The 26419-nt window shown below is 70.3% G+C and carries 22 protein-coding genes and 2 pseudogenes; 10 read left to right on the forward strand and 14 right to left on the reverse strand.

Going from position 1 to position 26419, the window contains the following annotated elements:
• Positions 1–398 precede the first annotated feature (398 nt).
• The 13 genes and pseudogenes from HW130_RS21290 to HW130_RS21345 form a co-directional block, all read right to left on the reverse strand.
• Positions 399–1580, reverse strand: coding sequence for a lytic transglycosylase domain-containing protein (locus HW130_RS21290; RefSeq protein WP_256356229.1), 1182 nt, complete (start codon positions 1578–1580; stop codon positions 399–401).
• 499 nt (positions 1581–2079) lie between these two features.
• Positions 2080–3111, reverse strand: a complete 1032-nt coding sequence (locus tag HW130_RS21295) for a lytic murein transglycosylase (protein ID WP_309140509.1) — start codon at positions 3109–3111, stop codon at positions 2080–2082.
• Between the two features lie 55 nt (positions 3112–3166).
• Entirely contained in the window at positions 3167–3637 is a 471-nt protein-coding gene (locus HW130_RS21300) for a hypothetical protein (protein WP_177151247.1), read from the reverse strand.
• Between the two features lie 12 nt (positions 3638–3649).
• The gene (locus HW130_RS21305; protein ID WP_218183818.1) at positions 3650–4366 is read right to left on the reverse strand and encodes an ABC transporter ATP-binding protein; all 717 of its coding nucleotides are present in this window, start codon (positions 4364–4366) and stop codon (positions 3650–3652) included.
• Positions 4363–5199: an ABC transporter ATP-binding protein gene (locus HW130_RS21310; RefSeq protein WP_177151249.1), complete on the reverse strand. Its 837-nt coding sequence runs from the start codon at positions 5197–5199 to the stop codon at positions 4363–4365. Before HW130_RS21310 ends, HW130_RS21305 begins: the two co-directional genes overlap by 4 nt.
• Complete coding sequence (locus tag HW130_RS21315; RefSeq protein WP_177151250.1) at positions 5186–6355, reverse strand: branched-chain amino acid ABC transporter permease; 1170 nt, start codon at positions 6353–6355, stop codon at positions 5186–5188. Before HW130_RS21315 ends, HW130_RS21310 begins: the two co-directional genes overlap by 14 nt.
• A complete protein-coding gene (locus HW130_RS21320; protein WP_177151251.1) occupies positions 6352–7248 on the reverse strand; it encodes a branched-chain amino acid ABC transporter permease in 897 nt (298 codons plus the stop codon). Before HW130_RS21320 ends, HW130_RS21315 begins: the two co-directional genes overlap by 4 nt.
• Entirely contained in the window at positions 7245–8699 is a 1455-nt protein-coding gene (locus tag HW130_RS21325; RefSeq protein WP_177151252.1) for an ABC transporter substrate-binding protein, read from the reverse strand. The genes HW130_RS21320 and HW130_RS21325 overlap by 4 nt, the downstream gene beginning before the upstream one ends.
• Positions 8696–9784 (reverse strand): hypothetical protein, encoded by a 1089-nt coding sequence (locus HW130_RS21330; protein ID WP_177151253.1) that lies wholly within the window; start codon positions 9782–9784, stop codon positions 8696–8698. The genes HW130_RS21325 and HW130_RS21330 overlap by 4 nt, the downstream gene beginning before the upstream one ends.
• An 853-nt stretch (positions 9785–10637) precedes the next feature.
• Positions 10638–10853 (reverse strand): annotated as a pseudogene (locus HW130_RS21335) (alcohol dehydrogenase); the annotation flags it as partial.
• Between the two features lie 18 nt (positions 10854–10871).
• Positions 10872–11144, reverse strand: a pseudogene (locus tag HW130_RS36060) (integrase core domain-containing protein); the annotation flags it as partial.
• Between the two features lie 145 nt (positions 11145–11289).
• Complete coding sequence (locus tag HW130_RS21340) at positions 11290–14334, reverse strand: NPCBM/NEW2 domain-containing protein (RefSeq protein ID WP_177151254.1); 3045 nt, start codon at positions 14332–14334, stop codon at positions 11290–11292.
• Between the two features lie 58 nt (positions 14335–14392).
• Positions 14393–14818: a ricin-type beta-trefoil lectin domain protein gene (locus HW130_RS21345; RefSeq protein WP_309140510.1), complete on the reverse strand. Its 426-nt coding sequence runs from the start codon at positions 14816–14818 to the stop codon at positions 14393–14395.
• Positions 14819–15011: 193 nt separating this feature from the next.
• Between HW130_RS21345 and HW130_RS21350 the strand changes: the two genes are divergently transcribed.
• On the forward strand, positions 15012–15266 hold the full coding sequence (locus HW130_RS21350; protein ID WP_309140515.1) for an ROK family protein: 255 nt from the start codon (positions 15012–15014) through the stop codon (positions 15264–15266).
• Between the two features lie 48 nt (positions 15267–15314).
• Here the strand turns inward: HW130_RS21350 and HW130_RS21355 are convergent, their stop codons facing one another.
• Entirely contained in the window at positions 15315–16112 is a 798-nt protein-coding gene (locus HW130_RS21355; RefSeq protein ID WP_177151257.1) for a DeoR/GlpR family DNA-binding transcription regulator, read from the reverse strand.
• A gap of 243 nt (positions 16113–16355) precedes the next feature.
• Between HW130_RS21355 and HW130_RS21360 the strand changes: the two genes are divergently transcribed.
• From HW130_RS21360 to HW130_RS21400, 9 genes are all read left to right on the forward strand, one after another.
• Positions 16356–17618 (forward strand): extracellular solute-binding protein, encoded by a 1263-nt coding sequence (locus HW130_RS21360; protein ID WP_309140511.1) that lies wholly within the window; start codon positions 16356–16358, stop codon positions 17616–17618.
• A gap of 38 nt (positions 17619–17656) precedes the next feature.
• Positions 17657–18577, forward strand: a complete 921-nt coding sequence (locus HW130_RS21365; RefSeq protein WP_177151258.1) for a carbohydrate ABC transporter permease — start codon at positions 17657–17659, stop codon at positions 18575–18577.
• A complete protein-coding gene (locus tag HW130_RS21370; protein WP_177151259.1) occupies positions 18577–19470 on the forward strand; it encodes a carbohydrate ABC transporter permease in 894 nt (297 codons plus the stop codon). The genes HW130_RS21365 and HW130_RS21370 overlap by 1 nt, the downstream gene beginning before the upstream one ends.
• Before the next feature lie 54 nt (positions 19471–19524).
• Entirely contained in the window at positions 19525–20475 is a 951-nt protein-coding gene (locus tag HW130_RS21375) for an SIS domain-containing protein (protein ID WP_177151260.1), read from the forward strand.
• Positions 20468–21460 (forward strand): ROK family protein, encoded by a 993-nt coding sequence (locus HW130_RS21380; RefSeq protein WP_177151261.1) that lies wholly within the window; start codon positions 20468–20470, stop codon positions 21458–21460. The genes HW130_RS21375 and HW130_RS21380 overlap by 8 nt, the downstream gene beginning before the upstream one ends.
• Positions 21457–22377 (forward strand): 1-phosphofructokinase family hexose kinase, encoded by a 921-nt coding sequence (locus HW130_RS21385; protein WP_177151262.1) that lies wholly within the window; start codon positions 21457–21459, stop codon positions 22375–22377. Before HW130_RS21380 ends, HW130_RS21385 begins: the two co-directional genes overlap by 4 nt.
• Positions 22358–23194, forward strand: coding sequence for a class II fructose-bisphosphate aldolase (locus tag HW130_RS21390; protein ID WP_177151263.1), 837 nt, complete (start codon positions 22358–22360; stop codon positions 23192–23194). The genes HW130_RS21385 and HW130_RS21390 overlap by 20 nt, the downstream gene beginning before the upstream one ends.
• Before the next feature lie 589 nt (positions 23195–23783).
• Positions 23784–25232: a Gfo/Idh/MocA family protein gene (locus HW130_RS21395; RefSeq protein WP_177151264.1), complete on the forward strand. Its 1449-nt coding sequence runs from the start codon at positions 23784–23786 to the stop codon at positions 25230–25232.
• A gap of 49 nt (positions 25233–25281) precedes the next feature.
• Positions 25282–26283, forward strand: a complete 1002-nt coding sequence (locus HW130_RS21400; protein ID WP_177151265.1) for an NEW3 domain-containing protein — start codon at positions 25282–25284, stop codon at positions 26281–26283.
• The last annotated feature ends 136 nt before the right edge of the window (positions 26284–26419 follow it).

Raw genomic sequence — 26419 nt, forward strand, 5'->3', positions numbered from 1 at the left:
CCCACGAGGTCCTCCTTGGCTGTTCGGTGTGAACCGCCAGAACCCTCGTGCGGGTTGATGTCCCACGGCCGCCCCTGATGTGACCGGTTCCCGAGAAGTATGTGAACACAGCAGCCAGTTGGCGCGGGCCGCGCGCTGTCTCCGTTTCGTTGCCCTGGTGTTCGCCCGTGCTCGGGCCGTCGTTCAGGCGGCCGCGGAGGGTGGACCGACAGGCAGCGCAGGGCGCGGCGAGCACGGGCGGAGCCCGTGTTCGCCGCAGCTTGCCGGGGTGGTCCACCGCTCATGCGGCCCGTCCGGTCCCGCCGAGCGACCTCCGCGCGGCGGCACAGCGGTCAAGGCGCGGCAGACGGGTAACGGGAAGCGGTCGTCAGGTGGCGTCTCATCAGCTTCCCAACGGATCAACCGGTGGTGCCGGTATTGATGGTTGGCACAGTCGACGGAGGTGCCGACGAGGTCGGGACGGGAGCCGGCGGGGTGGGTGCGTCGGGCGACGAAGGCAGGGCACCACCGGGGGCGGCGCCGCCCCCCTCGCCGCCCGGCGTACTCGTGCCCGGGGATGGCACCGGAGCGGACTGGTTGCCGGCGGGTCGCCCCGGTTCCAGAGTGCTGTCCGCCCTGCGTGGCGGCGATGTGCGTTCCGGTTGCCGTGCGTGGTGGCGAGGCACACCCGGTGCGGTGTCAGAATCCGAGCCCGGTGTGTCGGGCACCGCGACGGGGCCACCGGAATATACGCGCATCCAGGCCAGTACCAGGTTGAGATAGGACTCTGAGTGGTTGTACGCGAGCACGGCCCGCCGCAGCCCCTGAGGTGTGGCCACATCATCGCCGGCCGCGCACAGGTACCGGCCTGCGGCCAGCGAAGCATCGAAGACGTTGTTCGGATCGGCCCTGCTGTCGGCATTGCCGTCGGCGGCCCAGCTGCGCCAGGTGGACGGGATGAACTGCATGGATCCGACAGCGCGGTCCCAGACGGTGTCGTCGTCGTAGACCCCGTGATCCGTGTCGGAGATCGCCGCCACACCGGGACTGCCGTCCAACCGCGGTCCCAGAATCGGCGTCCGAGTGGTGCCCTGGGCGTCGACATCACCGCCCCGCGCATGCCCGGACTCCACCTTCCCGATCGCCGCCAGCAACGGCAGTTGCAGGTGGCAGCCCGGCTGCGATGCCCTGGTGTTGTCCACCGCCCGCTGGTAGGCCTGCAGCACCGTCGCCGGAATCCCCTGGACAACAGGCCGCGCCTGCTCCCGGCCTCCCCCGTTCCGCACGGCAGGGCTGTCGGTCGCACTCGGCAGATCCGACAGTGACGGGAAATCGGGATAAGCGGGATAGAGAGGGGTGCTTCCGCCGCCGGCACCCGGGTGAGTGACGACTCTCTCCTCAGCAGCGGCCGTAGCGACAGCTGCCGAGGAAGGTACGACATGCTGCACCACCAGTATCGTCGACAGCGCTCTGGCCAACTTCTTCCAACGCACCATGCGGACATGGCGCTCCGGCCGTGTCGCGTGGGGATCGGACAGCGACATCACCGGGCGTCCGAGGCGATCGTCATGACCGGATTGCGGCTTTCCGGGTTCCTGCATGGTCAACCTCACAATGTCTCAAGGCACTCGGTCGGCTACCGGCGCATCAGGCGGTCGCCCCTGCGGGGCAACCCTCTTTCCTTTGTTCGTTCTCATCACGAACCAGCGCCCGCGCCGTCGGCATGACCTGTTGTCAGCGGCGGGCGCGGCATGGTTGTTTGGTGCTTTCGCGAGGAGCAGGCTGGTGTGCAGGGTGAGGTGAGCAGGCCGCCGTCGGCCGCGACCAGCCCGATCTGCACGTGCGGGTCGGCGAGGCAGGTCGTCTCGTGGTGACCCGCGCCCCTTGCATGCGGGGCTTCCCTCTTGATGGTGTACCGGTTTCCGGTACACCTCCCGGGCCGACCCCGAGGCTGCTGTTCTCCGGCCCGGTCGAGCCGGCCGGGTCACCGCTCGCGCAGCGGCCGTAAGGCGGCTCGGCGTCGACGCGGCCGGGGAGAGCGGGCACCCTCTTCTTGCCGGGGCCACCCGGCGGCTCCGCCGCCGGGTGGCTTCATACCGGCTACTGATCAGTGGTCAGCGGCAGATCCGGTACCTCCGGTTCGGATGGCTGATCCGACGGAGCGGGCGCGTCCGGCTCCTGTCGCTCAGGTGGTCCGTCTGGGCTCGGGGACGGGCTCTCCTCCTTGCCTTGCCGTGGAGGCTGTCGTGGTGGTTCCTTGTCCCGCCGTGAGGGCTCGTCGCTGGGGCGCGGTTCCGGCGGCGCAGTGCGCGTCGGTTGCGTGGCCGGCAACGTCCCGACCGCCGCCGCCTCGCCCGCGTAGACGCGCATCCACGCGAGCACCAGGTCCAGGTACTGCTCGGAGTGGTTGTACGCGAGCACGGCTCGGCGCAGGCCGCCGTCCCGGCTCACGTCTCCTCCCGCGGCGCACAGGTAGTGGGCCGCCGCGAGCGTGGAATCGTCCACGTTGTGCGGGTCGGCGGTGCCGTCACCGTTGCCATCGGCTCCCCAACGGTGCCACGTCGAGGGAATGAACTGCATGGGACCGACTGCGTGGTCCCATGCGGTGTCATGGTCATGGACCCCGTTGTCCGTATCGCGGATCGCCGCCACACCGGGGCCGCCGTCCAACCGGGGGCCGAGGATGGGGGTGATGGTGCTGCCGTCCGCATTGACCCGGCCACCGCGGGCGTGACCCGATTCCACGCGGCCGATCGCCGCCAGCAGCGGCCATCCGAGCCCACAACCAGGTCGCCGCTCGTTCAGCACGGCCACCGCATTCCGGTAGGCGGCCAGCACTCGCGCGGGGATCGCGACGGCCTCTACCGGCCGCATCCGATCCGTACGATCACGCTCGTCGGCGTGCGTCGCCGACGGAGCCGGTGAGGGCTCCAGCAACAGGGCGCCCACCGGTGGCGGCTCGGGATACAGCGGTCTTCCGCCGTCTACCGCGCCCGCCATGACCTGGCTGGCTTCGGCCGGCTGGGCGACCTGGTACAGCGCCACACCGGTCGCCGCGGTGGTCGCGGCAACCGCCCCGGCCACCGCGGGGGTGACCTTGATCCGCAGCCACGGCCACTTGGTCAGAAGCACGTCAGCGTCTCTCCTCACGAGGCTCTCGTGTTGCGCAGTTGTGGCAGGGCCCGCCTCAACCCTGCCGGGCGGGTATCGCAACGCGCGGCGGCGCGCAGACCCGGCAGGGCGCGAGGTTGCGATCGATCGCCGCATCGATGCCGATCAGCTCGGACTCGTCCCGCGCCTCCGACAGCCGGCAATCGACACGGTGGTAGGACGCTGCACCGGCCACCACGAAGCCGCTGAAGCCGGGACCCTGCACGCCGGGACCGCCGAGCCCCTGTTTCTCCGCGGCGACGGCGAGACGGTCGATCGCCGCCTCCAAACGCACCCGGTCCACCCGGTGGTTCTGCACGATGAGCATCGCGGCGCCCACCACCACGACCGCCAGGCCGATGACGCCGCCGGAGATCAGGTAGGGGAACTGCGCCGGAAGTGAGTTGTAGCTCGCCGCGCCGTTCCAGCCGAGGGACATCAGGACGAAACCGATCAGGCACAGCAGCACACCGAGCTGCCCGCCCAGCCGACCGAAGTTGATCTGCATTATGTATGACTCCTATGCACCTGATCCGAGGTACGCCTCGCGCAGGTTGACGGTCCGCAACTCGTCTCCCACGCCGGTGTACACCAACGTTCCCTTTTCCATGATCAGCGCGCGGTCCGCGAACGGCAGCGCGCCGGCGTTCTGTTCCACCATCAGCACCGTGGTGCCGTCGGCCTTGATCCGCGAGGTGACCTCCCAAACGGTGCGCGCCACGGTGGGCGACAGGCCGAGCGAGGCTTCGTCGATCAGTAGCAGCTTGGGGCGGGACATCATCGCGCGCCCCACCGCCAGCATCTGCTGCTCGCCGCCGGACAGCGTGCCGGCGATCTGGTTCTCCCGCTCGGCCAGGCGCGGGAAGTAGTCCCGCACGAGGTCCATCTGCCGCTTGAGCGTCTTGGAGTCGCGGCGGCGGGACCACGCGCCGAGCTTGAGGTTCTGACTCACCGTCAGCCGCGGGAACAGCCGCCGGCCCTCCGGACTGAGCGAGATGCCGCCGGCCACCCGCTGTGACGGCGAGCCCTTGCGCAGCTCCTTGCCGTCGAAGGTGATGGAGCCGGACTGCGGCTGCAGCATCCCCGCGACTGTGGTGACCGTGGTGGTCTTGCCCGCGCCGTTCAGGCCGAGCAGCACGCAGCACTCGCCCTGCTCGACGTCGAAGCTGACGCCGTGCAGCACCGGGTACTGGTCGTAGCCGACCACGAGGTCGCGCACTTCGAGCAGCGCCATCAGACGTACTCCTCTCTCGCCCGCTCGGTGGCCGGCGCGTCGGCCGTGGTGACCGTGGATGCCTCGGGTTCCTCCGGGTCCTCGCCCAGGTAGGCGCGCACGACCTCGGGATGCCGCCGCACCTCGTCCGGTTTGCCTTCCGCCAGCACCTGGCCGAAGTTGAGGCAGTAGACGTAGTCGGACACCCTGGTGACGAGCGGCACATGGTGGTCGATCATCACGATCGTCACGCCGAACTCCTTGCGCAGTTCGAGCAGCGTGTCACCGAGCTGGTGGGCTTCCTCCGGTCCCATGCCCGAGCCCGGCTCGTCCAGAAGCAGCAGGTCGGGGTCGGTGGCCAGCACCGCGGCGATCTCCACCTTCTTGAGCACGCCGTAGGGCAGGTCGGCCACTCGGGCCTGCGCGACTCCCTCGAGGTTCATCAGCTCGAGGATCTGGTGTGCCCGGTCGGCGAGCCTGCGCTCCTCGGCGAAAGTGGCCGGTCCGCCGAGGATGCCGGCGAACGGGTCGTAGTCGGTCTCCAGGTGCTGGGCGGTCACCAGGTTCTCCAGCACGGTGGTGTTCTTCACCAGGCCGACGTTCTGGAACGTGCGGCCGATCCCGAGCTTGGTGCGCTCGTGCACCGGCTTGCCGGTGATGTTCGTTCCCCGGTAGCGGACGCCACCGCTGGTGGGGCTGTAGAACCCGGTGATGCAGTTGAACAGCGTCGTCTTGCCGGCCCCATTCGGGCCGATGATGCCGACGATCTCCCACTCACCAACCTTCAGGTCAATGTGCTGCAGCGCCTTCACGCCGCCGAAGTGGATACTGACGTTGTCGACCTCAAGCACGGACATCGGTTACCTCCACGTCCCGCACCTTCCCGGTGTGGATGTCGAACTTCCGGCCGAGCATCCATTCCTTGATCGGTGCGATCTGCTGCCCGAGACCGCCGGGGTGGGTGGTCAGCGTCAGGATCAGCAGGATGGGGCCGAGGACATGGGGCACGAAACTCAGCGGCAACCCGATGCCGTCCTCGATCAGCCAGTCCACGCCGACGGTGTCGAACAGCCAGGTCTTGAACAGCCAGCCGCCCTCCATGAGTGCGAAAAACACCGAGCCGATCACCACTCCCGCACGGTTGCGCAAGCCGCCCACGACGGTCATCAAGATGAACGACAGCGCCAGCTCGAAGCCGAAGTTCTGCGGGACGATCAGGTCCTTGCCGTGCGCGAACAGCGCTCCGGCCACGGCCGCGAACACTCCCGAGGTGACGAACGCGAGCAACGTGTAGGCCTTGACGTTGATCCCATAGGAGGACGCCACCCTCGGGTTCTCCCGCAGGGCCTGCAGTGCCCGTCCGCCCTTGGTTCTGGTCAGACGCCAATCCAGCCACAGCACCACGACCACGAACGCGAGGCACAGGTAGTAGTAGGCCATGGGGCTCTGGAACCCCATCGGCCGCGTGACCGCCTTGCCGGCATCACCGCCCGTGAAGCCGATGATCCCGAAGATGCTCTCCTCGGTGAACACGCCATAGGCGAAGGTGACCAGCGCGAAGTACAACCCGGTGAGCCGCAGCGAGATCGCACCGAGCACCGCTGCCTGCAAGCCACCCACGATCGCCGCGATCGGCACCGCGAACCAGAAGTCGATGCCCAGGTCGACCTCCATGTAGGCCGCCATGAACGCCCCGATTCCCACGAACGCCTGGTGGCCGAGCGAGATGGTGCCGGTGTATCCGATCAGGATGTTGAGCGAGAGCCCGATGATCACGAACACGGCAGCGGTGATCAGATGCCCGATGTCCTCGCCATGGAGGTCGAAGGGCGACAGGAAGTTGCCGGGAACCGCGAACACGAACCACGCCAGGGCCGCCCACGCCGAGCCGCGGGCGAACCACCCGGCGGTGGTCGGCCGGAACCGTGACTCGGGCTCCCCCACCACGCCGGGCAGAACGAGCGTGCTCTCGGCGGACGCCTCCTTGCCGGGCGATGCCTGTACCGCACTCATGCGCCGACCACCTTTCGCGCGAACAGGCCCTCCGGGCGGAGCAGCAGGACTACGAGCAGGAACACGAAAAGAATCGTCGCCTTCGGCCCGGGAAGGCCGGCCAGCGCGCTGAGCGCACCCAACTGCTCGACGAAGCCCACCAGCAGGCCGCCGGCCAGCGCCCCGGGCATGCTGCGCATCCCGGCGAGCACCGCGGCCATGAGGCCGGGCAGCAGCGCCGCACCGCCGCCGAAGGTGAGGAACGCCGCGGTGAAGGTGTCGTTGGGACCCGACAGGATCCCCGCCAGCCCACCGAGGGCCGCGGCGATTCCCCACGTCATCATCGACACGCGGCGCACGCTGATGCCCACCAGTTCGGCGGCGGTGGCCTCCTGCTGCGCGGCCTGGATCGCCAGCCCGGACGGCGACCGGAAGAACGCCGCCAGCGCCAGCGCCACCACGATCAGTACCAGCACCGTGATCACCTTCTGGTAGGTGATGGCGACTCCCAGAACCGTGGCGATCGAGCCCTCGACGATCGGCGGCATCTCCCGGATCGGCTGCTCGTTGGTGAGCCAGAACTGGATGCCGATCGCGGTCGTCGCGACACCGGCGGTACCTACCAGCAGCGTCACCTTCGAGCTGTGTCGCAACGGACGGATCACCACTCGCTCCGTCACCAGCCCCATGACGACGGCCACGGATATGCCGAACAGCAGGCCCAGCGCGTAGTTCCAGTGCCACATTTCCACGGCCACGAAGGCTGCGAACAAGCCGGTGGTGCCGAACTCCGTCTGCGCGAAGTTGAACACACCGGTCGCGCGGTACACCAGCACGATGCCCAGGGCTACCAACGCGTACACACTGCCCCGGAACAACCCGTTGGCCAGGGCGACGACCAGCTCCTGGCTCACGGCTTGTACCTCCCGGGCCGGGTCTTGTACTGCCGCGAACCGCAGTCGGCTTCCAGCAGGTACATCGCGCTGCCACCGAACCTCTTGTTCGGCGTGAACCTGACCGCCGGGAACACCCCGGAGTCGAAGGTCTTGCCGCTGTTGAGCGTCGCCATGAACGTGCGGTGGCTCAGGTTCTTGCCGGCCGCCTGGAGCATCTGACCGACCAGCTTCTCGAGGCCCCAGGCATTGATTGCGATATCGTCCGGATCAGCTCCGCCGTTCTTCGCCCTGTACGCTTTCCGGAATCCGGGGTCGATCGAGTCGATCTTGTCCAATTGCGGGTACGACGAGAAGAACCGGGCGCCGTCGATCTGCGGGCAGCCACCCGTGGCAACCACGTTGAGCCCGCTCGTGTTCCCGGGACCGTAGAATTTCACGCTGCACGTCAGCGCCTTGGACACATTCACCAGGCCGCCAGGGCTCGCGTTCCACACGACCGCCTTCGCACCGCTGTTGCAAATCTTCGCCGCAATCGACGTCGCTTCGGCCTGGATCTTCTTCGGAGCGCGGTCGTTCAGCACCAGTTTGGTTCCGAACGCCTGCTTCAGTGAATTGCCCTGTATCTTCGCGTAGTTGTCCAGATTATCGTTCTCCGCGACGATCAGCCCGACTTTCTGCCCGGAGAAGGCCGCCCTCATCTCACGTGTGATCACCGGCGCCTGCTGCTCATAGGTGAGATAGGCCGCGAAGTAGGTCCGCAGCGCGTTCAGCGATCCGAGACGCGGATTGGACTCATGCACACCTCCCGAGATGTAGGGCCACTGCCGGGAGTTCGCGTAGCGCGCGCAGGCGTCGATCTGGTCGGCACCGGCGGAACCGATGACCAGGAAGTACTTCTGTTCGATGAAGCTCTTGCACTTCGATACCGCAGTCGACGGGTCGAAGTTGTCGTTCTCGAGCTTGACCTGGAGCTTCCGCCCGTTGATCCCCCCCTTCTTGTTGATGTAGTCGGCGTACACGCCCACCGCGCGCTCGATCGAGTTCTGGGGGATCGCCGCCGCGCCCGTCACCGGTGCGTGCACGCCGATCTTGATCGGCTCGCCCGGCTTCAGCGATGTGGGATCGCCGATACCCGGCGGCACCGGCCCGCTGGTGCCGCCACCGCTGCCGACCCTGCCACCGGTACCGCCAGTGCCCGTCCCGGTCCCGTTCCCGGCCCCGGTGCCGGCGGCGTCTGTACCGGCGCCCGCACTCACATCCTGCGCGCCGGTGTCCAGGGCGCCTGGATCAACCGGCTGACCGTCCGTACCAACCCCTCCGAGCCCACCTGCAGCGGTGCCCTGTCCACTCGGTCCACCCGGCCCGGCGTAAAGCCCGCTCACGCCCGGCTTCTGCCCGCAGCCCGAGACCACCGCAAACGCCAGCGCCACCGCTGCGACACCGATCTGCCTCGACCGTCGCCGGATCACTTCGCCTCCTTGAAAAGCGTCTTGACCACCCGGAGTTGGTCGAGCGTGCGGCCCACACCATGGCGCGCACCGGACAGCACCGGCTCACCGTTCGGGCCGAGCGCGAACATCACCGCATAGGCGAGCCCGAGCCCGACCGGGATCAGGAAGAGAACTCCGCCGGGGATGTCCTCCAGCATTGAGCCCACATGCGTCACCGGGGTGGCCGCAGCCGGCAACTGCTGCCCGCTATTACGGGCCACGTCCCGGGCTTCCGTGGCGGCCGGCGCCGTGGCGTCATCCGGCATGGTTCCTGCATCCGCCGGCACTTCCCCGGAGACGTCCGTACCGGCACCTGTGTCGACCGCACCCGAATCACCCGTCGTCCCGCTGTCCGCCGGTATGTCAGCCGGCGGTTGGGGTGTCGCTCCCCCGGTCGCCACCAGCTTCATGCCGATGCCCTCGTCCGACGGCCCGTCCCAGGTCACCTGGAAACTCATCGGCGCCTCGACCTGCTCCACGAGGACGATCGAGGTGGGTAGCTGACTGTCCTGCGCCAGCCAGAGCCGCGCGATCGGCGTGAGGTCGAAGTGCCAGATCCCGTCCTTGCCGCGTTTGCCGGCAGCAGCGGCGCTTTCACAGTCGTAAGCCGGCCGCGACGACCACTTTCCACCCTCGGCCTTGGTCCAGAACGCATCCGTGACAGGGCACGCCACGACCTTGACGCCCTCGCCGTCGGAGTTCACGTTCGAGTCGGGGGCGGACGATTCCCTCAGCATCACATCGAACGAGGTCACATCCGCGCCAGGGCCGTACTCCAGGGCGAACTCGACGGCCGCGACCATCTCCTCCGCACCATTGACCGCCGCCACGGTCATCGCACCGGCAGGCACATTCGGCGGCGTCGGCTCAGGCCGAGCGACGAGGCCCGATTTATCGACCTCGTTCTCGTCGTTGCTCTTCCACCACCAACCCGCCTGATAAACTTTTCCTCCGATGGATGGGCCCGGCTCAACGGCGGGTGCCGCGCTGACCGGTGCGGCCGCACTCAGGATCACGGCGCACGACGCGGCGAACCCGGCGCCGAGACTGCTGGGAGTAGACATCTGTCTCCTTGGCTAGTCCAACTATCCTGTTGGACTGAATTACTTGGGGCCGGCAAGAGCCCGATTTCCCACGACTCGCGAGAGCACGCCGCGCCCGCGGGCATCGAGGAACACCGGGTCGCGGAGGCGACCCAGAAGTCTGGCCTCACTGACGACATCCAGCGCGCACCCGCATCGAGGTCGCACCGAGCCAGTCGGCGTGTTGCGGGCGACGTGCACCCGGAATTGACATACGCATCTGGTCGACACGGCCGTCGAGCATGAGTGGGCGCGCTGCGCACGGCGCCCACCATGGCGTCAGTTACACGCCTGCGACATCTTTTGCGCGCAGGGCGGCGGGTACGGGCAGTGGCCGTCGATCGTTCCGTGGTGGTAGAAGGCGTCGCCGCACTGCAGTGGCCAGCGGTGCCGGCGTCCACGGCGACGCGGGCGCGTCGGTACGACGGCGGCCAGTGGTTCGCCGGGTCGGGTGCCGAGGCGATCGCCGTACGGACCAGAGCCGACCGCTCGACGGCAGAGGTGAGGGCGGCGGCTGTGGCCACCATGCGTCGCCGTCTCCTTGCGTCGTCGGCCGCGGACGTGGTGGGGAGGGGGGTGAGCGGGTGCTACGGCAGGCGCCGTGTCCATGGGTGCACACTCCGGTGGGTGGGGGGAGGGCAGGGGGGATATGGGGGAGCCGGGGGGGCGGCATCGCGACTGCGGGGAACGTACTGACCGGACGGTATGTACGTCAACGGGTTGCGCAGCAGTTCTTTCGCGTATGCGGTACAGGTGGTTCCGGTCAGGACAGCACTGTGGGCCCGGCGTCATGGGACGCCGGGCCGGACCCGGAGACGACCGCAGGAGGGCACCGCAGGACATAGTCGGTTGCGCCCGCCCGGCGGACGAACTCCTCCTTCACCGGCGATCCGGGCGGCCTGCAGCGTGGCCGGCCCCACGCCGAACACCGCGAGGGACTCGGCTTCGCGGACGCGCGCGGAGTGCTGGACGGCACCGTCTGCGGTGAGCACCGCGCAGCCGAACAGCGCCGCGTCGGTGAACCTGGCCCCGGAGGCGCCGGCAGCACACAGGCCGGCTCTCGTGCTCCTGGGGGGATGTCTCCGATCGCGCTGTGGAGGCGCTGTTGTTGAACCAGTCGACCCACCGCGGTGCCGAGTTCGACGTCGCGAGGCCGTGCCAGGGCCTGCGGAGCTTGATCAGCTCTGCTTTGCAGAGGCCGATCTGGGACTCCAAGAGCGCGTTGTCCAAGGCGTCACCGACAGTGCCGATCGAGGCGTCGATGCCGGCCTCGAGGAGGTGTGCGGTGAATGCGAGACGTGTATTGACTCCCCGAGTCCGAATGATGAGCCAGCCCGGGGGCCCTCCCCACACCACCCCAACCGATGGGCCACACCATGAACGGCGTCCGTTGGGTTGTGATGCATCGTGATGCCCTGTATGGCAAAGGAGTTGGGCAGCGCCGGACACCGGACGGAGGGACCTCCGCCCGGTGCCTGCGCTGTGCCCTAGGCGCAGTGGAATTTGGCTGCGGCCCAGTCGCCGTGGTCCCCGGTCTTGGACCCGTTGGTGTCCGTGACCTTGAGCCGTACGTGCCGGGCGCCGGCGAGCGGCACGTCGACGGGCACTGTGGCCGACGCCCCGGTCACCTTCGGGGACGTCCACAGCACCTTGCCGTCCGCCTCGACGGAGAAGGCCACTTCGCCGTAGCCGTTGATCTCGTCGTCGATGCCGACGTCCGCCGTGAAGGCCGTGCACCGGCCTCCCGTGTAGACCTCGATGTCGGAGTCGGCGTGCACGCCGATGCCCTTCGCGTAGGTCCTGCTCGCCAGGGTCAGGGTGTTCCCGTCGGTCGCGCCGGACTCGCCGTTCGACCGGTCGCGCTCGGCGGGACCGTACCCGTTGACGGACCGCAGCCACACGAGGTCGCTCGCCCAGGCGTCCGCCGTGGGCGGCGGGGGCATCACGGCGGTGGCGAACCGTCCGGTGGACGTGCGGGACTCGCCGTCCGACCGGTACCGCACCAGCGCTTCGAGCGTCGCCTCACCGGCCTTGGCCCCCTGGGCGGGAGTGACGGTGACCTCCACCTTCTTCGTCGTGCCCGCGGGAATGCGGCCCACCGTGCCCGCGGGCGCGGCCTGCCAGCCCTCCGGCGTCCGCAGAGCGAGGTCCGCGTCCGTCACGTCCGCGGTGCCCGCGGTGATGTCGACGGCCACGGAAGTGGCGGTACCGGCTCCGAGTTCCTGCCCCGCGGGGGCGGAGACGGTCGCCGCCGCGGCCGGGTTCCTGCCGCCGACGGCGCTGGTGTCCTCCAGCGTCATCGTGAACGGCCGGTCGGTGGTCAGCGGACGGGTCTTGACCTTCACGACGCCGCCGCGGTCGTCCCGGTCGTACCACCAGCCCTCGGAAGCCGCCTCGAACGCGGCCTCGGAGCCGAGGCTCGGCAGCTTCCCCCGGAGCGTGACCGCGCTCGGGCGGGAGCCGGTGTGCACGGTGAACTCGTACGGCCGCTCGGTCTGCTTGCCGGTGAACTCGCCCCGGCTCGCGCCGATCCGCACGGTGACGTCTCCCGCGCCGCGGGCCGGCGCCTCGACGTCGGCGCGCTGCGTGGCGTACGCGCCCTCGCGGTGCTGCCGGGTGACGCCGTCGTCCTCGTACAGCGTGAAGGAGGAGCGGCCCTGCGGGTAGACGTCCCAGGCCAGCGAGGATCCGGCCGTGCGGTCCCGGTACGAGCGGATGCCGGGCCACATGGGCACGGCGGCGCCCGCCTTCACGAACAGCGGCAGGGTGTCCAGCGGGGCGCTGTAGTCGTCGACCGTCGCCGGGCCCCGGTAGGTGCGCCCGGTCCAGTAGTCGATCCAGGTGCCCTTCGGCAGGTAGATGCCGTCGCGCTCGGTGGCGTCCTTGTACACGGGGGCGACGAGGAAGTGCTCGCCCGAGAGGAACTCGTACTTCGCCGCGTCGGTCGCCGCCCTCGGGTCGTCCGGGTACTCCAGGACCAGCGGACGGACCATGCCCACCCCGGTCTTGGTCGCCTCGTGGGCGTAGGAGTACTGGTAGGGCAGCAGCGACTCCTTCAGCTTCAGGTAGTCGCGGTTGACGGAGGTGTACGGCTCGCCGTACCGGAACGGCTGCTTGTCGCTCGCGGCCCATCCGTCCATCGTCATCGTGGTGCCGAGGAACATCTTCCACTGGAGGTCGCGGGTGTACGTCTTGGCGCTGCCGCCGAAGATCCCGTCGACGTCCCCCGTGGTGTAGGCGAGGCCGGACATGGTGGCGCCCGCGTAGGTGGGGATCTGCCAGCGGATGTACTCCCAACTGCCGGACTGGTCGCCGGACCACTGCACCCCGCAGCGCTGCGCGCCCGACCAGCTCTCCGGCGCCCAGGTGAAGCCGCGGGCGTCGCTGTTGTCCTCGATGCCCTGGTACGCGTCCTTGCAGCCGTCGAGCGCGAACTTGTAGCCGCCGCCGACCCAGGCCACATCCAGCTTGGCGACCCGCTGCCCCGCCTTCACCTGGTCGGCGATCTTCTCGATGCCGTCCTCGGTCCACAGCCCGAGCTGCATGCCGCGGTCCTGGAGCCCCTTGGCCGTCTCGGCGAGGTTCTCGTAACCGCAGCCGTAGCCGTCGTTGACGAGCATCCAGCCGTTCGGCATGTCGTGCTCGAGGTACCCGTCGGCGACCTTCAGGGCGTCGAGCGTGTGCCGTTCGCCGCGGTTGGCGTTGTGCAGGTAGCAGTCCGCGTCGCCGATCTCCATACCGTAGACCGGCGGCAGGAACGGCTTGCCGGTGAGTTCGGTGTACTGGCCGATGACGTCCTTGGCGTCACCGGTGAAGTAGTAGGCGTCGAAGCGCTTCTCGCGGGCGGCGGCCGTCACCGGCTCGCCGAAGGTGTAGGTGTTGGGCGCGTACGTGTTGCGGAAGACGCCGTAGCCGCCCGAGGAGAGATAGAACGGGACGGAGTTGGGGTGTCCCCCGTCGTTCCAGTTGTAGTCGACGCTGACCTCCACCTTCTTGTCCCGGTGCGAGGTGTTGCCGCGGCCGTTCTGCATGCCGGCGCCGTAGAACTGCTCGTCGGCGCCGCGCGCGAGGCTCTGGGTGGTGCTGTCGGCGTTCCAGGTCAGTCCGGTGGTCTCGGACCAGACCCGGCTGCCGTCCGCGCGATGGAGGGCGAAGCGCAGCGGCGACTTGTAGGCGCGCAGCGTGATCCTCGGCGTGCTCAGCTCGTAGCGGTCGGGCCGCTCCTTCCAGTGCGTCGCGGGCGCCGGGCCCTGCGGCAGGACGATGTCGTCGCCCGTCGGATCGGTGAACCTGCCGTCCGGCGCGAGTTCGATGCGGAACGTCTCGTCGGAGACGAAGGTGACCCTCGCCGCGGCGCTTCCGGCGCCGATCCGGTAGACGGCTCCCGAGGCTTCGAAGTCCGTGATGTCGCCGACCGTCGTGCCGGGCGGTTCCGCGGGGGCGGCCGCCGCACCGCCCGGCCCCGCGAAGACCGAGAAAAGACCGAGCACAGCGACGACCGCTGCCACTCGTATGCGCGCTAGTGATTGCATGAGGCGTGTTTAGCGCAACTACGAGCACATGGCTAGAGTGCGGCCGCCGCGGCCCCGATCAGCCGGGCAGCTTCCATTGCTGCTCGGCTCCGGCGGTGCAGGCCCGGATCAGGAGCTTCGCGCCGTCGGCACTGCCGCCCTCGGCGTGCAGACACCGGCCCGACTTCACGTTCCGCAGCGTGCGGTCCGGGAGAGGGGTCCACGCCTGCGCCGGTGTGCCGTTGCACTGGTACAGCTGGACGACCGTGCCGTCCGCGACCGCGCCGCCCCGCACGTCCATGCACTTGCCGTACGCGCGCAGGGTGCCGTCGCCCGGCACTGTCCACGCCTGGGCGGGCGTGCCGTTGCACGGGTGCAGCTGGAGTGCCGTGCCGTCGGCGGAGCTGCCGCCGGTGACGTCGACGCACCGGCCGCCGGAGCCGGTCACCGGCCCCGTGGCCGCGGGCGCGGGCAGCGCGCCCTGGACCTCGGCCGCCTTGGCCACGGGATCTCCCGAGGGCTCCACCGGACAGCCTGGTGTTCGTGCAGTGGGGGCACAGGATCGGCACCGGGATCTTCATCAACGGCAGCCCTTACCGGGGCAGTTCGGCCGCCGCCGGTGAACTGGGCTTCATCGACCTCGTCCGGGACCCGGACGCTCCGGCCGGTCCGCGTCCGGCCGACGGCACGGGGCCGTGGTGGACCGTGTGGCGACGCGCTTCGCCAGGGGCCTGGCGGCCCTGCTGCTGGTGCTCGACCCCGGCCAAGTGGTGATCGGCGGAGCCGTGTCCCGCGCGGGCGAGGTCCTCCTCGAACCGGTCCGCAGGCAGTTGCGCCTCCACACCCTGGTGCCGGTGACCGTGCAGGCGTCGGTGCTCGGTGAGCAGGCGGTGGCGTACGGCGCGGTGCGCCACGCCCTCGATGCCGCACAGGAACGGATGACGGCCGGCTGACCGGCGCCGGCCGCCCGCAGGGCGGGCCTCCCGGTGCGCCGCGCGGTGTCAGACGGCGATGACCTTGACGCCCGCCTCGACCAGGCGCGCCGAGGTCTCCGCGGAGACGTTGGCGTCGGTCACGAGGACGTCGATGCGGTCGAGTCCGCAGATCCGGGCGAAGGCGCGCCTGCCCAGCTTGGACGAGTCGGTCACGACGATCACCCGGTGCGCCCGCTCGGCGAAGAGCCTGCTGACGCTGGCCTCGTCCTCGTGGTGCGCCATGATCCCCAGCTGCGGGTCCACGCCGTCGACACCGAGGACGACCGCGTCCAGCACGACCTCGTTGAGAACGCCCATGGTCAGCGGTCCGACGAGCTCGTACGTCTGCGGGCGGGCCACACCGCCGGTGGTCACGATCTTGATCTGGGGGCGTACCGCGAGCTCCCCCGCGATGTTGAGCGCGTTGGTCACCACGGTGAAGGCGGGCGAGGGCGCGCCGGTGGTCTCCCGCTGCCCGCCGCTCGCCCGCAGCGCGAGCGCCCGGGCGACCTCGGTCGTGGTCGTCCCGCCGTTGAGTCCCACCACCTCGCCGTCCCCGATGAGGTCGGCGGCCGCCGCGGCGATCCGCTGTTTCTCCGGAGCGTGCCGCGAGGACTTGTAGCGCAGCGGCAGTTCGTAGGAGACGCCGTGCGCGATCGCACCGCCGCGGGTGCGGACGAGCATCTGCTGCTCCGCCAGCTCGTCGAGGTCCCGGCGGATGGTCGCGCTGGAGACGTCCAGCGCGCTCGCGGCCTCCTCGACATCCAGGCGCCCCTCGGCGGCCAACAGCTCCAGCAGCGCGTTCCAGCGCTCGTGCTTGGACATCGTCGGACTCCTTGTCGCCTGTGCAGCCGCCCCTGAGCTGCCACTGATCGTACTGGGGATCGCCCACCGACCGGTGCTGGCCGGCGCCCGGCGGTCGACAACCCTCAAAGTTTTCGCTCACTACTGCTTGAAACTCACGAGAAATGAGCAACTATTGACAAGAGCGCCGCCAATGCGACAGCGTGCTGAGCGCAAGGGACCCCGTGCAGGGTCGAGAGTCTTGTGGCAAAGGCGGTCTTGGCAGTGAACAAGCGCATACTCGCTCTCTCCGCGGCCTGCGCGATCGGCGCGCTCACGCTCACGGCATGCGGAGGCGGCGGCGGTTCGGCCGACGGAGAGGTGACGCTGAAGCTCGTCGCAGCCGACTACGGGGACAAGGCGTCCAACAGCTCGACGGCGTACTGGGAGGACGTGGCCAAGAGGTTCACCGCCACCCACCCCGACATCAAGGTCGATGTCCGGGTCATCAACTGGAACGACATCGACGCCCACGTCAAAACCATGATCCAGAGCGGGAACGTCCCCGACGTCCTCCAGACCGGCGGCTATGCCGACAAGGTCGCCGACGACCTGCTCCACAAGGCGGACGAGGTCCTCTCCGAGAAGACCCGCGCCAACCTCATCGACAGCTTCGCCAAGGCGGGAGAGGTCGACGGGACGCAGTACGGCATCCCGTTCGTCTCCTCGGCCCGCGCCCTGTTCTACAACAAGGACGTCTTCGCGAAGGCGGGCATCACCGAGGCTCCCAGGACGTGGGACGAGGTGAAGGCCGCCGCCGAGAAGATCAAGGCCAAGGCTCCCGGCGTCACCCCGTACGCGCTGCCGCTCGGGCCCGAGGAGGCACAGGGCGAGTCGCTGATCTGGGAGCTGGGCAACGGCGGCGGCTACACCGACGCCGGCGGCACGTACACCCTGGACAGCAAGGCCAACGTCGAGGCGTTCTCCTGGCTGAAGTCCCATCTCGTCGAACCGGGCCTCACCTACGCCAACCCGGCGACCACGGACCGCAAGACCGCCTTCGCGGACTTCGCCGCAGGCAAGGCCGCCATGCTCAACGGCCACCCCTCGCTGATCCAGATGGCGAAGGAAGGCAAGGTCGACTACGGCGTCGCGCCGATCCCGGGCAAGTCGGGGGCGCTGAAGTCCACTCTGGGCGTCGCCGACTGGATGATGGCCTTCAAGGAAGGCGGCCACCAGGAAGAGATCAGGAAGTTCCTCGACTTCGCGTACTCCAAGGAGAACACGTTGAAGTTCGACGAGACCTACAACCTCATGCCGGTCACCGAGGACACCCTGAAGGAGATGACCGGCAACGGGAAGCACAAGGACCTGGAGCCGTTCTTCGAGCTGCTGCCGAACGCGGTGTTCTACCCGCTCGGCGACACCACCTGGGACATCGTCTCGGCCGAGATCAAGAAGAGCGGCGGCACCGCAGTGAGCGGCGATCCGGCGAAGGTCCTGGGCGAGCTGCAGAAGAAGGCCGAGGACGCGGTCGCCGACCAGTAGCCGACGGCCCGTCCCGCACCGACACGGAAGGCACCCTCGTGTCCACCACCTCCCCCACGACTCACCGCTCCGGCCGCTCCGGCCGGGGCGGCGGGCTCGCCCGCCTCGGGCCGCTGCCCTGGATCGGCCCCGCCGTCCTGCTCATCGTGCTCGTCGTGGTCTGGCCCGTCTACGAGATGGTCCGCACCTCGTTCCTCAAGATCAGCAGCAGCGGTTTCGTCCGCGGCTCGGCGGGATTCGACAAGTACCAGCAGCTGTTCGACGAGCCCGCGCTGCCCTCGGTCCTCCTCGCCACCGTCGTGTGGACCGTGGTCGTGGTGACCGCCACGATGGTGATCTCCCTGGCGCTCGCGCAGCTGTTCAACCAGAGGTTCCCGGGCCGGCGTGTGACCCGCTGGGCGCTCATCGCGCCCTGGGCCGCGTCGGTGGTGATGACCGCCATCGGCTTCAAGTGGATGCTGAACCAGACCGCCGGCGTCCTCAACACCCTGATGACGGACCTGCGTCTGATCGACGGCCCGAAGGACTGGCTCGGCACGCCGTCCACCGCCTGGCCGTGGATGATGTTCGTCGCGGTCTTCGTCTCCCTGCCGTTCACCACCTACACGCTGCTCGCCGGTCTGCAGACCGTGCCGGGCGAGGTGTACGAGGCGGCGAGGGTCGACGGCAGCGGTCCCTGGCAGACGTACTGGCGGATCACGCTGCCCCTGCTGCGGCCGGCCTTCCTGGTCGGCGTCGTCATCAACCTGATCAACGTCTTCAACTCGTTCCCGATCATCTGGAGCATGACGCACGGCGGCCCGGACAGCGACACGGCCACCACCACCGTCTTCATGTACCAGCTCAAGAACTCCGACATCGGCGAGTCCGCCGCCATGTCCGTCGTCAACTTCGCCCTGGTCGTGGTCATGGTCGCCGTCTTCCTCAAGGCCAGCCGGTGGAACCAGGAGGAGTCCTGATGGCCCAGCAGACGCTCTCCCCCGCTGGCACCCGCCCTCCTGCAGGGCCGCGCACGGACACCGTCCGGCCGGGCGGCAGCCTGCGGCCGCGCACGGTCGTCGCCGCCGCGGCCGCCTGGATGATCGCGGTGGTCTTCCTCCTGCCGTACGCGGAGATGGTGATCACCGCACTGCGGCCGGCCGGTGAACTGCGCGACGCGACCTACCTGCCCGGCGAGTTCGCCTGGTCGAACTTCGTCGGCGTGTGGCGCGACTCGAACCTGGGCGCCAACCTGCGGGTCACCCTCCTGGTGGCCGGCGGGTCCACGCTGCTCGTCCTGCTGGTCGCCCTCCCCGCCGCCTACTGCACGGCGCGCACGAAGTACCGGGGCCGCAAGCTGTTCCTGCTGCTCGTGCTGGTCACCCAGATGTTCCAACCGACGTCGCTCCTGGTGGGCCTCTACCGCGAGTTCTACCAGCTGGACATGCTCAACTCGGTGTGGACGCTGATCCTGTGCAACGCCGCGTTCAACCTGGCCTTCGCCATCTGGATCCTCACGGCGTACATCGGTTCCATCCCCCTCGCCCTGGAGGAGTCGGCGATGATCGACGGCCTCGGGCGCATGGGGGCACTCGTACGGGTCACCCTGCCGCTGGCACTGCCCGGGGTCGTCACCGCGATGATCTTCACGTTCATCGCCGCGTGGAACGAGTTCGTCATGGGCCTGACCCTGTCGACGATCCCCGAGAGCCAGCCGCTGACCGTCGGCATCAACAGCTTCATCGGCAATTACACCGTGCAGTGGAACTATCTCTTCGCCGGCTCGGTCATCGCCATCGTGCCCGTCGTCGTGCTGTTCGCTTTCATCGAGCGCAAGGTGGTGTCCGGTCTGACCGCCGGATCCGTCAAATAACGGGCCCGCGCCCCTCACTCGTCAACCGACCCTTCTGAGCAAGGAGTTCAGCCCATGACCGCCCCGGACGCCTCCCGCACCTCGGTCGAGATCGCCTCCCAACCGGACACCTGGAGGCGAGCGGCCGAGTCCGTCGGTTCGCTCGAAGGCGTCCTGCCGCGCCGCGGCGAGCGTGTCGCCGTCGTCGGCTGCGGCACCTCGTGGTTCATGGCCCTCGCCTACGCCCGGCTCCGCGAGGCGGGCGGCCACGGGGAGACCGACGCGTTCGCCGCCTCCGAGTTCCCCGTCGGCCGCGGCTACGACCGCGTCCTCGCCATCACCCGGTCCGGCACCACCACCGAGGTCCTCGGCCTGCTGGCCGAGGTGAAGGGCACCGTCGCGACCGCGGCCATCACCGCCGACCCCGCCACCCCCGTCATGGACGCCGCCGACGCCGTCGCCGTCCTCGACTACGCCGACGAGCAGTCGGTCGTCCAGACCCGCTTCGCCACCACCGCGCTCGCCCTGCTGCGCGCGCATCTTGAGGCCGAGGACGCGCTGCCCGCAGGGGTGCGTCCGCTGGCACGGGCCGCCGAGGACGCCGAGCGTGCCCTCGCCGAGCCGCTCAGCGCCCAGGTGCGCGCCGCCGAGCAGTTCACGTTCCTCGGCACGGGCTGGACCTACGGCCTCGCCCTGGAGGCGGGACTCAAGATGCGGGAGGCGGCGGGCGCGTGGAGCGAGTCGTACCCGGCCATGGAGTACCGGCACGGGCCGATCAGCATCACCGGACCCGGCCGCGTGGCGTGGCTCTTCGGTCCGACGCCTGCGGGACTGGCCGACGACGTCGCGCGGGTCGGCGGCACCTTCGTCGCCGGGTCGGGGGACGCGGCCGGTGAGCGCGACCCGCTGGCGGACCTGATCCGGGTGCAGCGGCTGGCCGTCCTGCTCGCCGAGGCGCGCGGGTACGACCCTGACCGTCCCCGCAACCTCACCCGGTCCGTGATCCTCGAGAACAGCCATGCCTGATCCGCACGGCACGCGTGACTGCGTCGTGGCGCTGGACGTCGGCGGCACCGGCATGAAAGGGGCGCTGCTCGACCGGGCGCTGACGCCCCTGGCCGTGCTGCGCAGGCCGACGCCCCGCCGGGACGGCCCCGGCGTGGTGGTGGCCGCGATCACCGGCGCACTGCGCGACCTCGCGGCCCAGGCCGCCGACCGGCACCTGACGGCCCGCCATGCGGGCACGGTGGTCCCCGGGACAGTCGACGAGGAAGCCGGACGGGCGGTGTACTCCGCCAACATCGGCTGGTCGGACCTGCCGCTCGCGGCACTGCTGCGGGACGCGTCGGACCTGCCCGTCACGCTCGGGCACGACGTGCGCGCGGGCGGGCTCGCCGAGTGCCGTACCGGTGCCGCGCGCGGTGCGCGGGACGCGCTCTTCGTGCCCGTCGGCACCGGCATCTCGGCGGCCGTCCTGTGCGAGGGCCGGGTGGTGCGCGGCCTCGGGTACGCCGGGGAGCTCGGCCACGCCGTGGTGGAGCCGGACGGCGATCCGTGCGCCTGCGGCGGCCGCGGCTGCCTGGAGACCGTGGCGTCCGCCGCGGCGATCGAGGCCGCGTACGCGGCGCGTTCCGGGCGCGCCGTCGACGGCGCCGCCGGGGTGGCTCGCCTGGTGGCGCGGGGCGATCCCGTGGCCGTGGCCGTGTGGGACCGCGCGGTCGACGCGCTGGCCGCGGCGCTGGCGACGTTCACGACGCTCCTGGCCCCCGGTCTGATCGTGGTCGGCGGCGGTCTCGCGCAAGCGGGCGGCCTTCTGCTCGATCCGCTGCGGGCGCACCTCGGCGAACGGCTCACCTTCCAGCGCCGGCCCGAGGTGGTCCGCGCCGAACTGGGTGACGAGGCAGGCTGCCTGGGCGCCGGGATCCTGGCCTGGCAGGCGGCGGGCGTCGAGCCGGCCTTTCGCGAGCCGGCCTTCCGCGAGCCCGTGACGGCGGGATCCGCGGCACCGTGATCCTCACCGTGACCCTGAACGCGGCGCTCGACGTCACCTACGAGGTCGACGCCCTGGTGCCGCGCGGCTCCCACCGTGTGCGCGCCTCCTACGAACGGGCCGGCGGCAAGGGCGTCAACGTCGCGCGCATCCTGTCGGCCCTGGGCACGCCGGCGACGGTGACCGGGCTCGCGGGCGGCCCGACGGGGCAGCTCATCCGGGACGAGCTGCGCGCGGCCGGACTGCGGGACGAGCTGGTGCCCATGGCGGGCGACTCGCGCCGCACGGTCACCGTCGTCTCCCGCGAGGACGGCGAAGCCACCGTCTTCAACCAGCCCGGCCCTCAAGTGGATCCGGTCTCCTGGGCGGACTTCGCCGCCCGCTTCGCCCGCCTGGTCCGCGAGGCCGCGGTCGTGGTCCTGTCCGGCAGCCTGCCGCCCGGACTGCCGTCCGGCGCCTACACGCAGCTCGTCCGGTCGGCCGCCGGCGCGGGGGCGGCGACCGTCCTCGACGCCAGCGGTCCCGCCCTGCTCGCGGCGCTTGCCGCCGGGCCGGACGTGGTCAAGCCCAACGCGGCCGAGATCGCCGAAGTCACCGGTCACCAGGACGTCGTGGCCGCCGCTGAGGCCCTGCGCGCGCTCGGAGCACAGGCCGTGGTGGCCTCACAAGGGCCGGAGGGGCTGTACGCCGTCACGCCGCAGGGTGCGTGCCGGGCCACTCCCCCGCACCGGCTGTCCGGGAACCCGACGGGTGCGGGGGACGCCTGTGTCGCCGCGCTCGCGAGCGGCGATCCGTGGCCCGTGCGACTGCGCGAGGCCGTGGCGCTCTCGGCCGCCGCGGTCCCCTGCGCCGTGGCGGGCGATGTCGACGCGGACCTCTACGACCAGTTCCGTACCACCGTTTCCGTGGAGAACACCCATGCCTCTCACGTCCACTGACGACATCGTCGGTCCGGCCCGCGCGAACACCTCGGGTGTCGGCGCGTTCAACGTCGTGCAGCTCGAACACGCAGAGGCGATCGTCGCCGGCGCGGAGCTCGCCCAGCTGCCGGTGATCCTCCAGGTCAGCGAGAACACCGTCCGCTACCACGGCGGGCTGGCCCCGATCGGCCTCGCCTCCCTCGCCGTGGCGCGGGCGGCCGATGTCCCGGTGGCGGTCCACCTCGACCACGCCGAGTCCCCCGGCCTCGTCCGTGAGGCCGTCGACCTCGGCTTCACGTCCGTCATGTTCGACGCCTCCAAGCTTCCCTACGACGAGAACGTGGCCGCAACGCGGGAGGTCACCGACCACTGCCACCGCGCCGGCGTGTGGGTCGAGGCCGAGCTGGGCGAGGTCGGCGGCAAGGACGGCGCGCACGCGCCCGGCGTCCGCACCGATCCGGACGAGGCCCGTGCCTTCGCCGCGGCGACGGCCGTCGACGCGCTGGCCGTCGCCGTGGGAAGTTCGCACGCCATGCTCACCCGGGACGCGGTCCTCGACTTCGAGCTCATCACGCGGCTGCGCGAGGCGGTACCCGTGCCGCTGGTGCTGCACGGTTCGTCGGGTGTCGGTGACACCGACCTGGGGAAGGCCGTCACGGCGGGGATGACGAAGGTCAACATCTCCACCCACCTCAACAAGCTCTTCACCTGCACCGTTCGGGAGCGTCTGGAGGCGTCCCCCGACGTCGCGGACCCCCGCAAGTACCTCGGCCCGGCCCGTGACGCGGTGGCGTCGGAGGTCGCGAGGCTGCTGGGCGTCCTCGCGGGGGTCTGAGACCCGCGAGGCGCGAGGAGGGCGACGGGAGCGGCCGCTGGTGCGGTCCGCTCTCGTCGTGCGTCCTCCCCGTCGACTCGGGGCCGGTGCGCGCTCCCGGGACTCTCGGGCGCCGTCCGGTGAAAGAGCCCGCCGGCAGGCGCGGTCCGGCCCGTTGCACAGCCCCAAGCCCCCATCGAGACAGGCACGTTGCGCCCGTGCGTGCACCGGGACTCCGCGCACGCGGTGTGTTGCGGCGGGGCCGGACTCCCGCTCAGCACCCGCGGGCACTACCGGACGCGGCCTGCGCGTCCCCGTGGGAGCCGTCCCGGCACAACAGACCCGCCCGCACGCACCCCCCGGCCTGGGGACCGGACCGTTACCGGCGGCACACCGCCGGTGTGCCGCCCCACCGCAGCCGGCTCCCGGCGGGCGCGCGCGGCGGACGCCGGACCGCCGGCCGGCTCGGCGACCCCGCAGGTCGCACCCCGCAAGCTACTTGTACGTTTCTGTTTGTAAGTCCGTTCTTGCGAGCATCTATTGACACGCATGCGGCCGTCCCGTCAGAGTCGTCCCGCCAGTGATGCCGACCCCATGTCTGGAGCTCGTCATGCCTGAAGTCCCCGAAGTCTCACGGCGTTCGGTGCTCGGAGGCGCCGCCGCCGGTGCGCTCGCCGTCGGTCTGGGGGCCGGCGCCGCCTCTCCGGCGTTCGCCGCGCCGGGCGCCGACGCCGACGTCGCGGCCGGAGCCGCCGCACCGAGTCGCCGGGCCGGTCAGACGTCCATGATCAACGTGCCGTACGAGGCGCACCGGACAGTCCGCGTCGCCACCATCGGTCTCGGCAACCGCGGCAACGGGATGACCAAGGGCTGGTCCGTCGTTCCCGGCTGCCAGGTGACCGCCGTCTGCGACATCCGCGCCGACCGCGCGAAGCGTGTCGCCGACGACCTGGTCAAGGCGGGCAAGCCGCGCCCCGCCGAGTTGGGGGGCTCCGCCGAGTCGTACGCCGAGATGCTGGGGCGCGACGACATCGACCTCGTGTACATCGCGACGCCGTGGGAGTTCCACTACGAGCAGGGCAGGGCCGCCCTGCTGGCCGGCAAGCACGTCATCGTCGAACTCCCCATAGCCACCGGGCTCGACGAGCTGTGGGACCTGGTCGACACCTCCGAGCGGACCCGCCGCCACCTGATGCTCGCGGAGAACTGTTCGTACGGGCGCAACGAGCTGGCGATGCTCAAGATGGCGCACGAAGGCGTGTTCGGCGACGTCACCAACGGGCACGGCGGGTACCTGCACGACTTGCGCGCGCTGCTGTTCTCGAACACGTACTACACGGACTCCTGGCGCCGTCTGTGGCACACCCGCAGCACGGCCTCCTTCTACGCGATGCACGGGCTCGCCCCCGTCGCAGCGGCGATGGACATCAACCGCGGCGACCGGATGACGACGCTGCGCGCCACCGCCACAGCCCCCAAGGGACTGGCCGACTACCGCGAGCGCTTCGTTCCCAAGGGGCACCCCTCCTGGAACGAGACGTACATCAACGGCGACCTCGTCACCTGCATGATCGAGACGGCGAACGGCCGGGTCATCCGGGCCGAGCACGACGTCAGTTCGCCGCGTCCGTACAGCCGCATCAACTCCCTCGCCGGGAGCCGGGGCATCTTCGAGGACTACGCGGGAACGTCCCGGACCGGCGGGCGCGTCTACTTCGAGCCGGACCACGGCGGCCACGCCTGGCGTGACTTCGAGCCGTACCGCAAGGAGTTCGACCACTGGCTCTGGAAGAAGATCGGCGACGACGCGGCGAACAACGGCGGCCACGGCGGCATGGACTACGTCCTCCAGTGGCGCACGGTGCAGCAGATGCGGGCCGGTCTGGTGCCGGACATCGACGTGTACGACTCGGCCACCTGGTGCTCCCCGGTTCCGCTGAGCGTCATGTCCCTCGACCGCAAGGGGAAGCCCGTGGCGGTGCCCGACTTCACGCGGGGCGCGTGGGTGAACCTGCGCGGCGGGCTCGACTCGCGTATGACCGAGATGCCGCCGGTGTGACGCCGGCTCTCTCCCTTCCCCGTCCCCCTGAGACAAGGAGCGAGCAGCGATGTCCGTCCTTCTGACCGCGCCACGAAGAGCCGTGGCGGCCCTGTCGGTGGCGGCCCTGGCGTTCACCGGCGCCCCCGTGGCCGCCGCACAGGCCGCCGAGGAGCCCGCGCCCGCGGCACGCACCGAGGTGGCGATCTCCCCCGTCGATCTGAACGGCCCGGCCGTCTCGGCGGTCGAGGTCACCGTCACCAACGCGGGGCCGGAGCGCATGCGCCGCCTCGAGGTCGCCTTCGAGGGCCCCGCGGGGTGGGCGGTGCAGCCCGCCGTGCGCAGCGTCGACGGTTCCTACGCGCCGGGCGCGGACGCCACGGCGGAGTTCAGGATTCAGGTACCGGAGCCGCGCCCCGGGTTCACGATGCGCACGTTCACGGCCATCGCCACCTATGAGGGCGGCGACGGCCGGGGCACCGCCACCGGCACCCGCGTGCAGCGCTCGGGTCCGGTCCTTGCCCGCCTCTCGGACGCGTACAACAACGTCGGCATCACCGACGAGAACAACACCGGGCCCGGGGACTACGACGGCGAGGGCAACAGCTTCTCCGCGCAGAAGCTGGCGGCCGTCGGGCTCACGCCGGCAGCGCCCGTGACCGCCCTGGGGGCGCGGCTGACCTGGCCGTCCGCCGCGCCGGGCACGAAGAACAACGTGGCGAGCACGGGGCAGGCCGTGCGGTTCGACGCCAAGGGAAGCCGCCTGGTCTTCCTCGGCTCGGGCGTCACCACCGGGGCCACCGGCACCGCGACGGTGATCTACACCGACGGCACCAGCACCAGTGGCCCGGTGGGCTTCCCCAACTGGTCGTTCCAGGACGCCACGGAGCACGGCGCGACGCTGGTCAGGTCGACGGACGGCCGCAACCGGCCCGACGGTTACGGCAACGCGGGCATCGCCTACCGGGTCTTCGCCAACTCGATCCCGCTCGATCCGGCGAAGACGGTCGAGGTGGTCGTCCTGCCGGCGAATGCCAACGTCCATCTGTTCGACATGGCGGTCGCCCCGTAGGACGCGGGGCGCGCTGTACGGCCGGCCGGCGGAGTGAGACGCCCTCCGCCGGCCGGCTTTCATCCGTGCGGTGCGGGGACCCGCCCCGCGGCAGCTTCCGCGGCACGGTACGCGCCGGCCGGACGGCCCCGGCCCG

The organism is Streptomyces sp. PKU-EA00015, from assembly GCF_013387495.1.
GTDB lineage: Bacteria > Actinomycetota > Actinomycetes > Streptomycetales > Streptomycetaceae > Streptomyces.

Coding starts and splice junctions, on each gene's coding strand:
- HW130_RS21290 (WP_256356229.1), bottom strand. CDS start 1,580: ATGCAGGAACCCGGAAAGCCGCAATCCGGTCATGACGATCGCCTCGGA.
- HW130_RS21300 (WP_177151247.1), bottom strand. CDS start 3,637: ATGCAGATCAACTTCGGTCGGCTGGGCGGGCAGCTCGGTGTGCTGCTG.
- HW130_RS21310 (WP_177151249.1), bottom strand. CDS start 5,199: ATGTCCGTGCTTGAGGTCGACAACGTCAGTATCCACTTCGGCGGCGTG.
- HW130_RS21315 (WP_177151250.1), bottom strand. CDS start 6,355: ATGAGTGCGGTACAGGCATCGCCCGGCAAGGAGGCGTCCGCCGAGAGC.
- HW130_RS21330 (WP_177151253.1), bottom strand. CDS start 9,784: ATGTCTACTCCCAGCAGTCTCGGCGCCGGGTTCGCCGCGTCGTGCGCC.
- HW130_RS21340 (WP_177151254.1), bottom strand. CDS start 14,334: ATGCAATCACTAGCGCGCATACGAGTGGCAGCGGTCGTCGCTGTGCTC.
- HW130_RS21355 (WP_177151257.1), bottom strand. CDS start 16,112: ATGTCCAAGCACGAGCGCTGGAACGCGCTGCTGGAGCTGTTGGCCGCC.
- HW130_RS21370 (WP_177151259.1), top strand. CDS start 18,577: ATGGCCCAGCAGACGCTCTCCCCCGCTGGCACCCGCCCTCCTGCAGGG.
- HW130_RS21375 (WP_177151260.1), top strand. CDS start 19,525: ATGACCGCCCCGGACGCCTCCCGCACCTCGGTCGAGATCGCCTCCCAA.
- HW130_RS21380 (WP_177151261.1), top strand. CDS start 20,468: ATGCCTGATCCGCACGGCACGCGTGACTGCGTCGTGGCGCTGGACGTC.
- HW130_RS21390 (WP_177151263.1), top strand. CDS start 22,358: ATGCCTCTCACGTCCACTGACGACATCGTCGGTCCGGCCCGCGCGAAC.
- HW130_RS21395 (WP_177151264.1), top strand. CDS start 23,784: ATGCCTGAAGTCCCCGAAGTCTCACGGCGTTCGGTGCTCGGAGGCGCC.
- HW130_RS21400 (WP_177151265.1), top strand. CDS start 25,282: ATGTCCGTCCTTCTGACCGCGCCACGAAGAGCCGTGGCGGCCCTGTCG.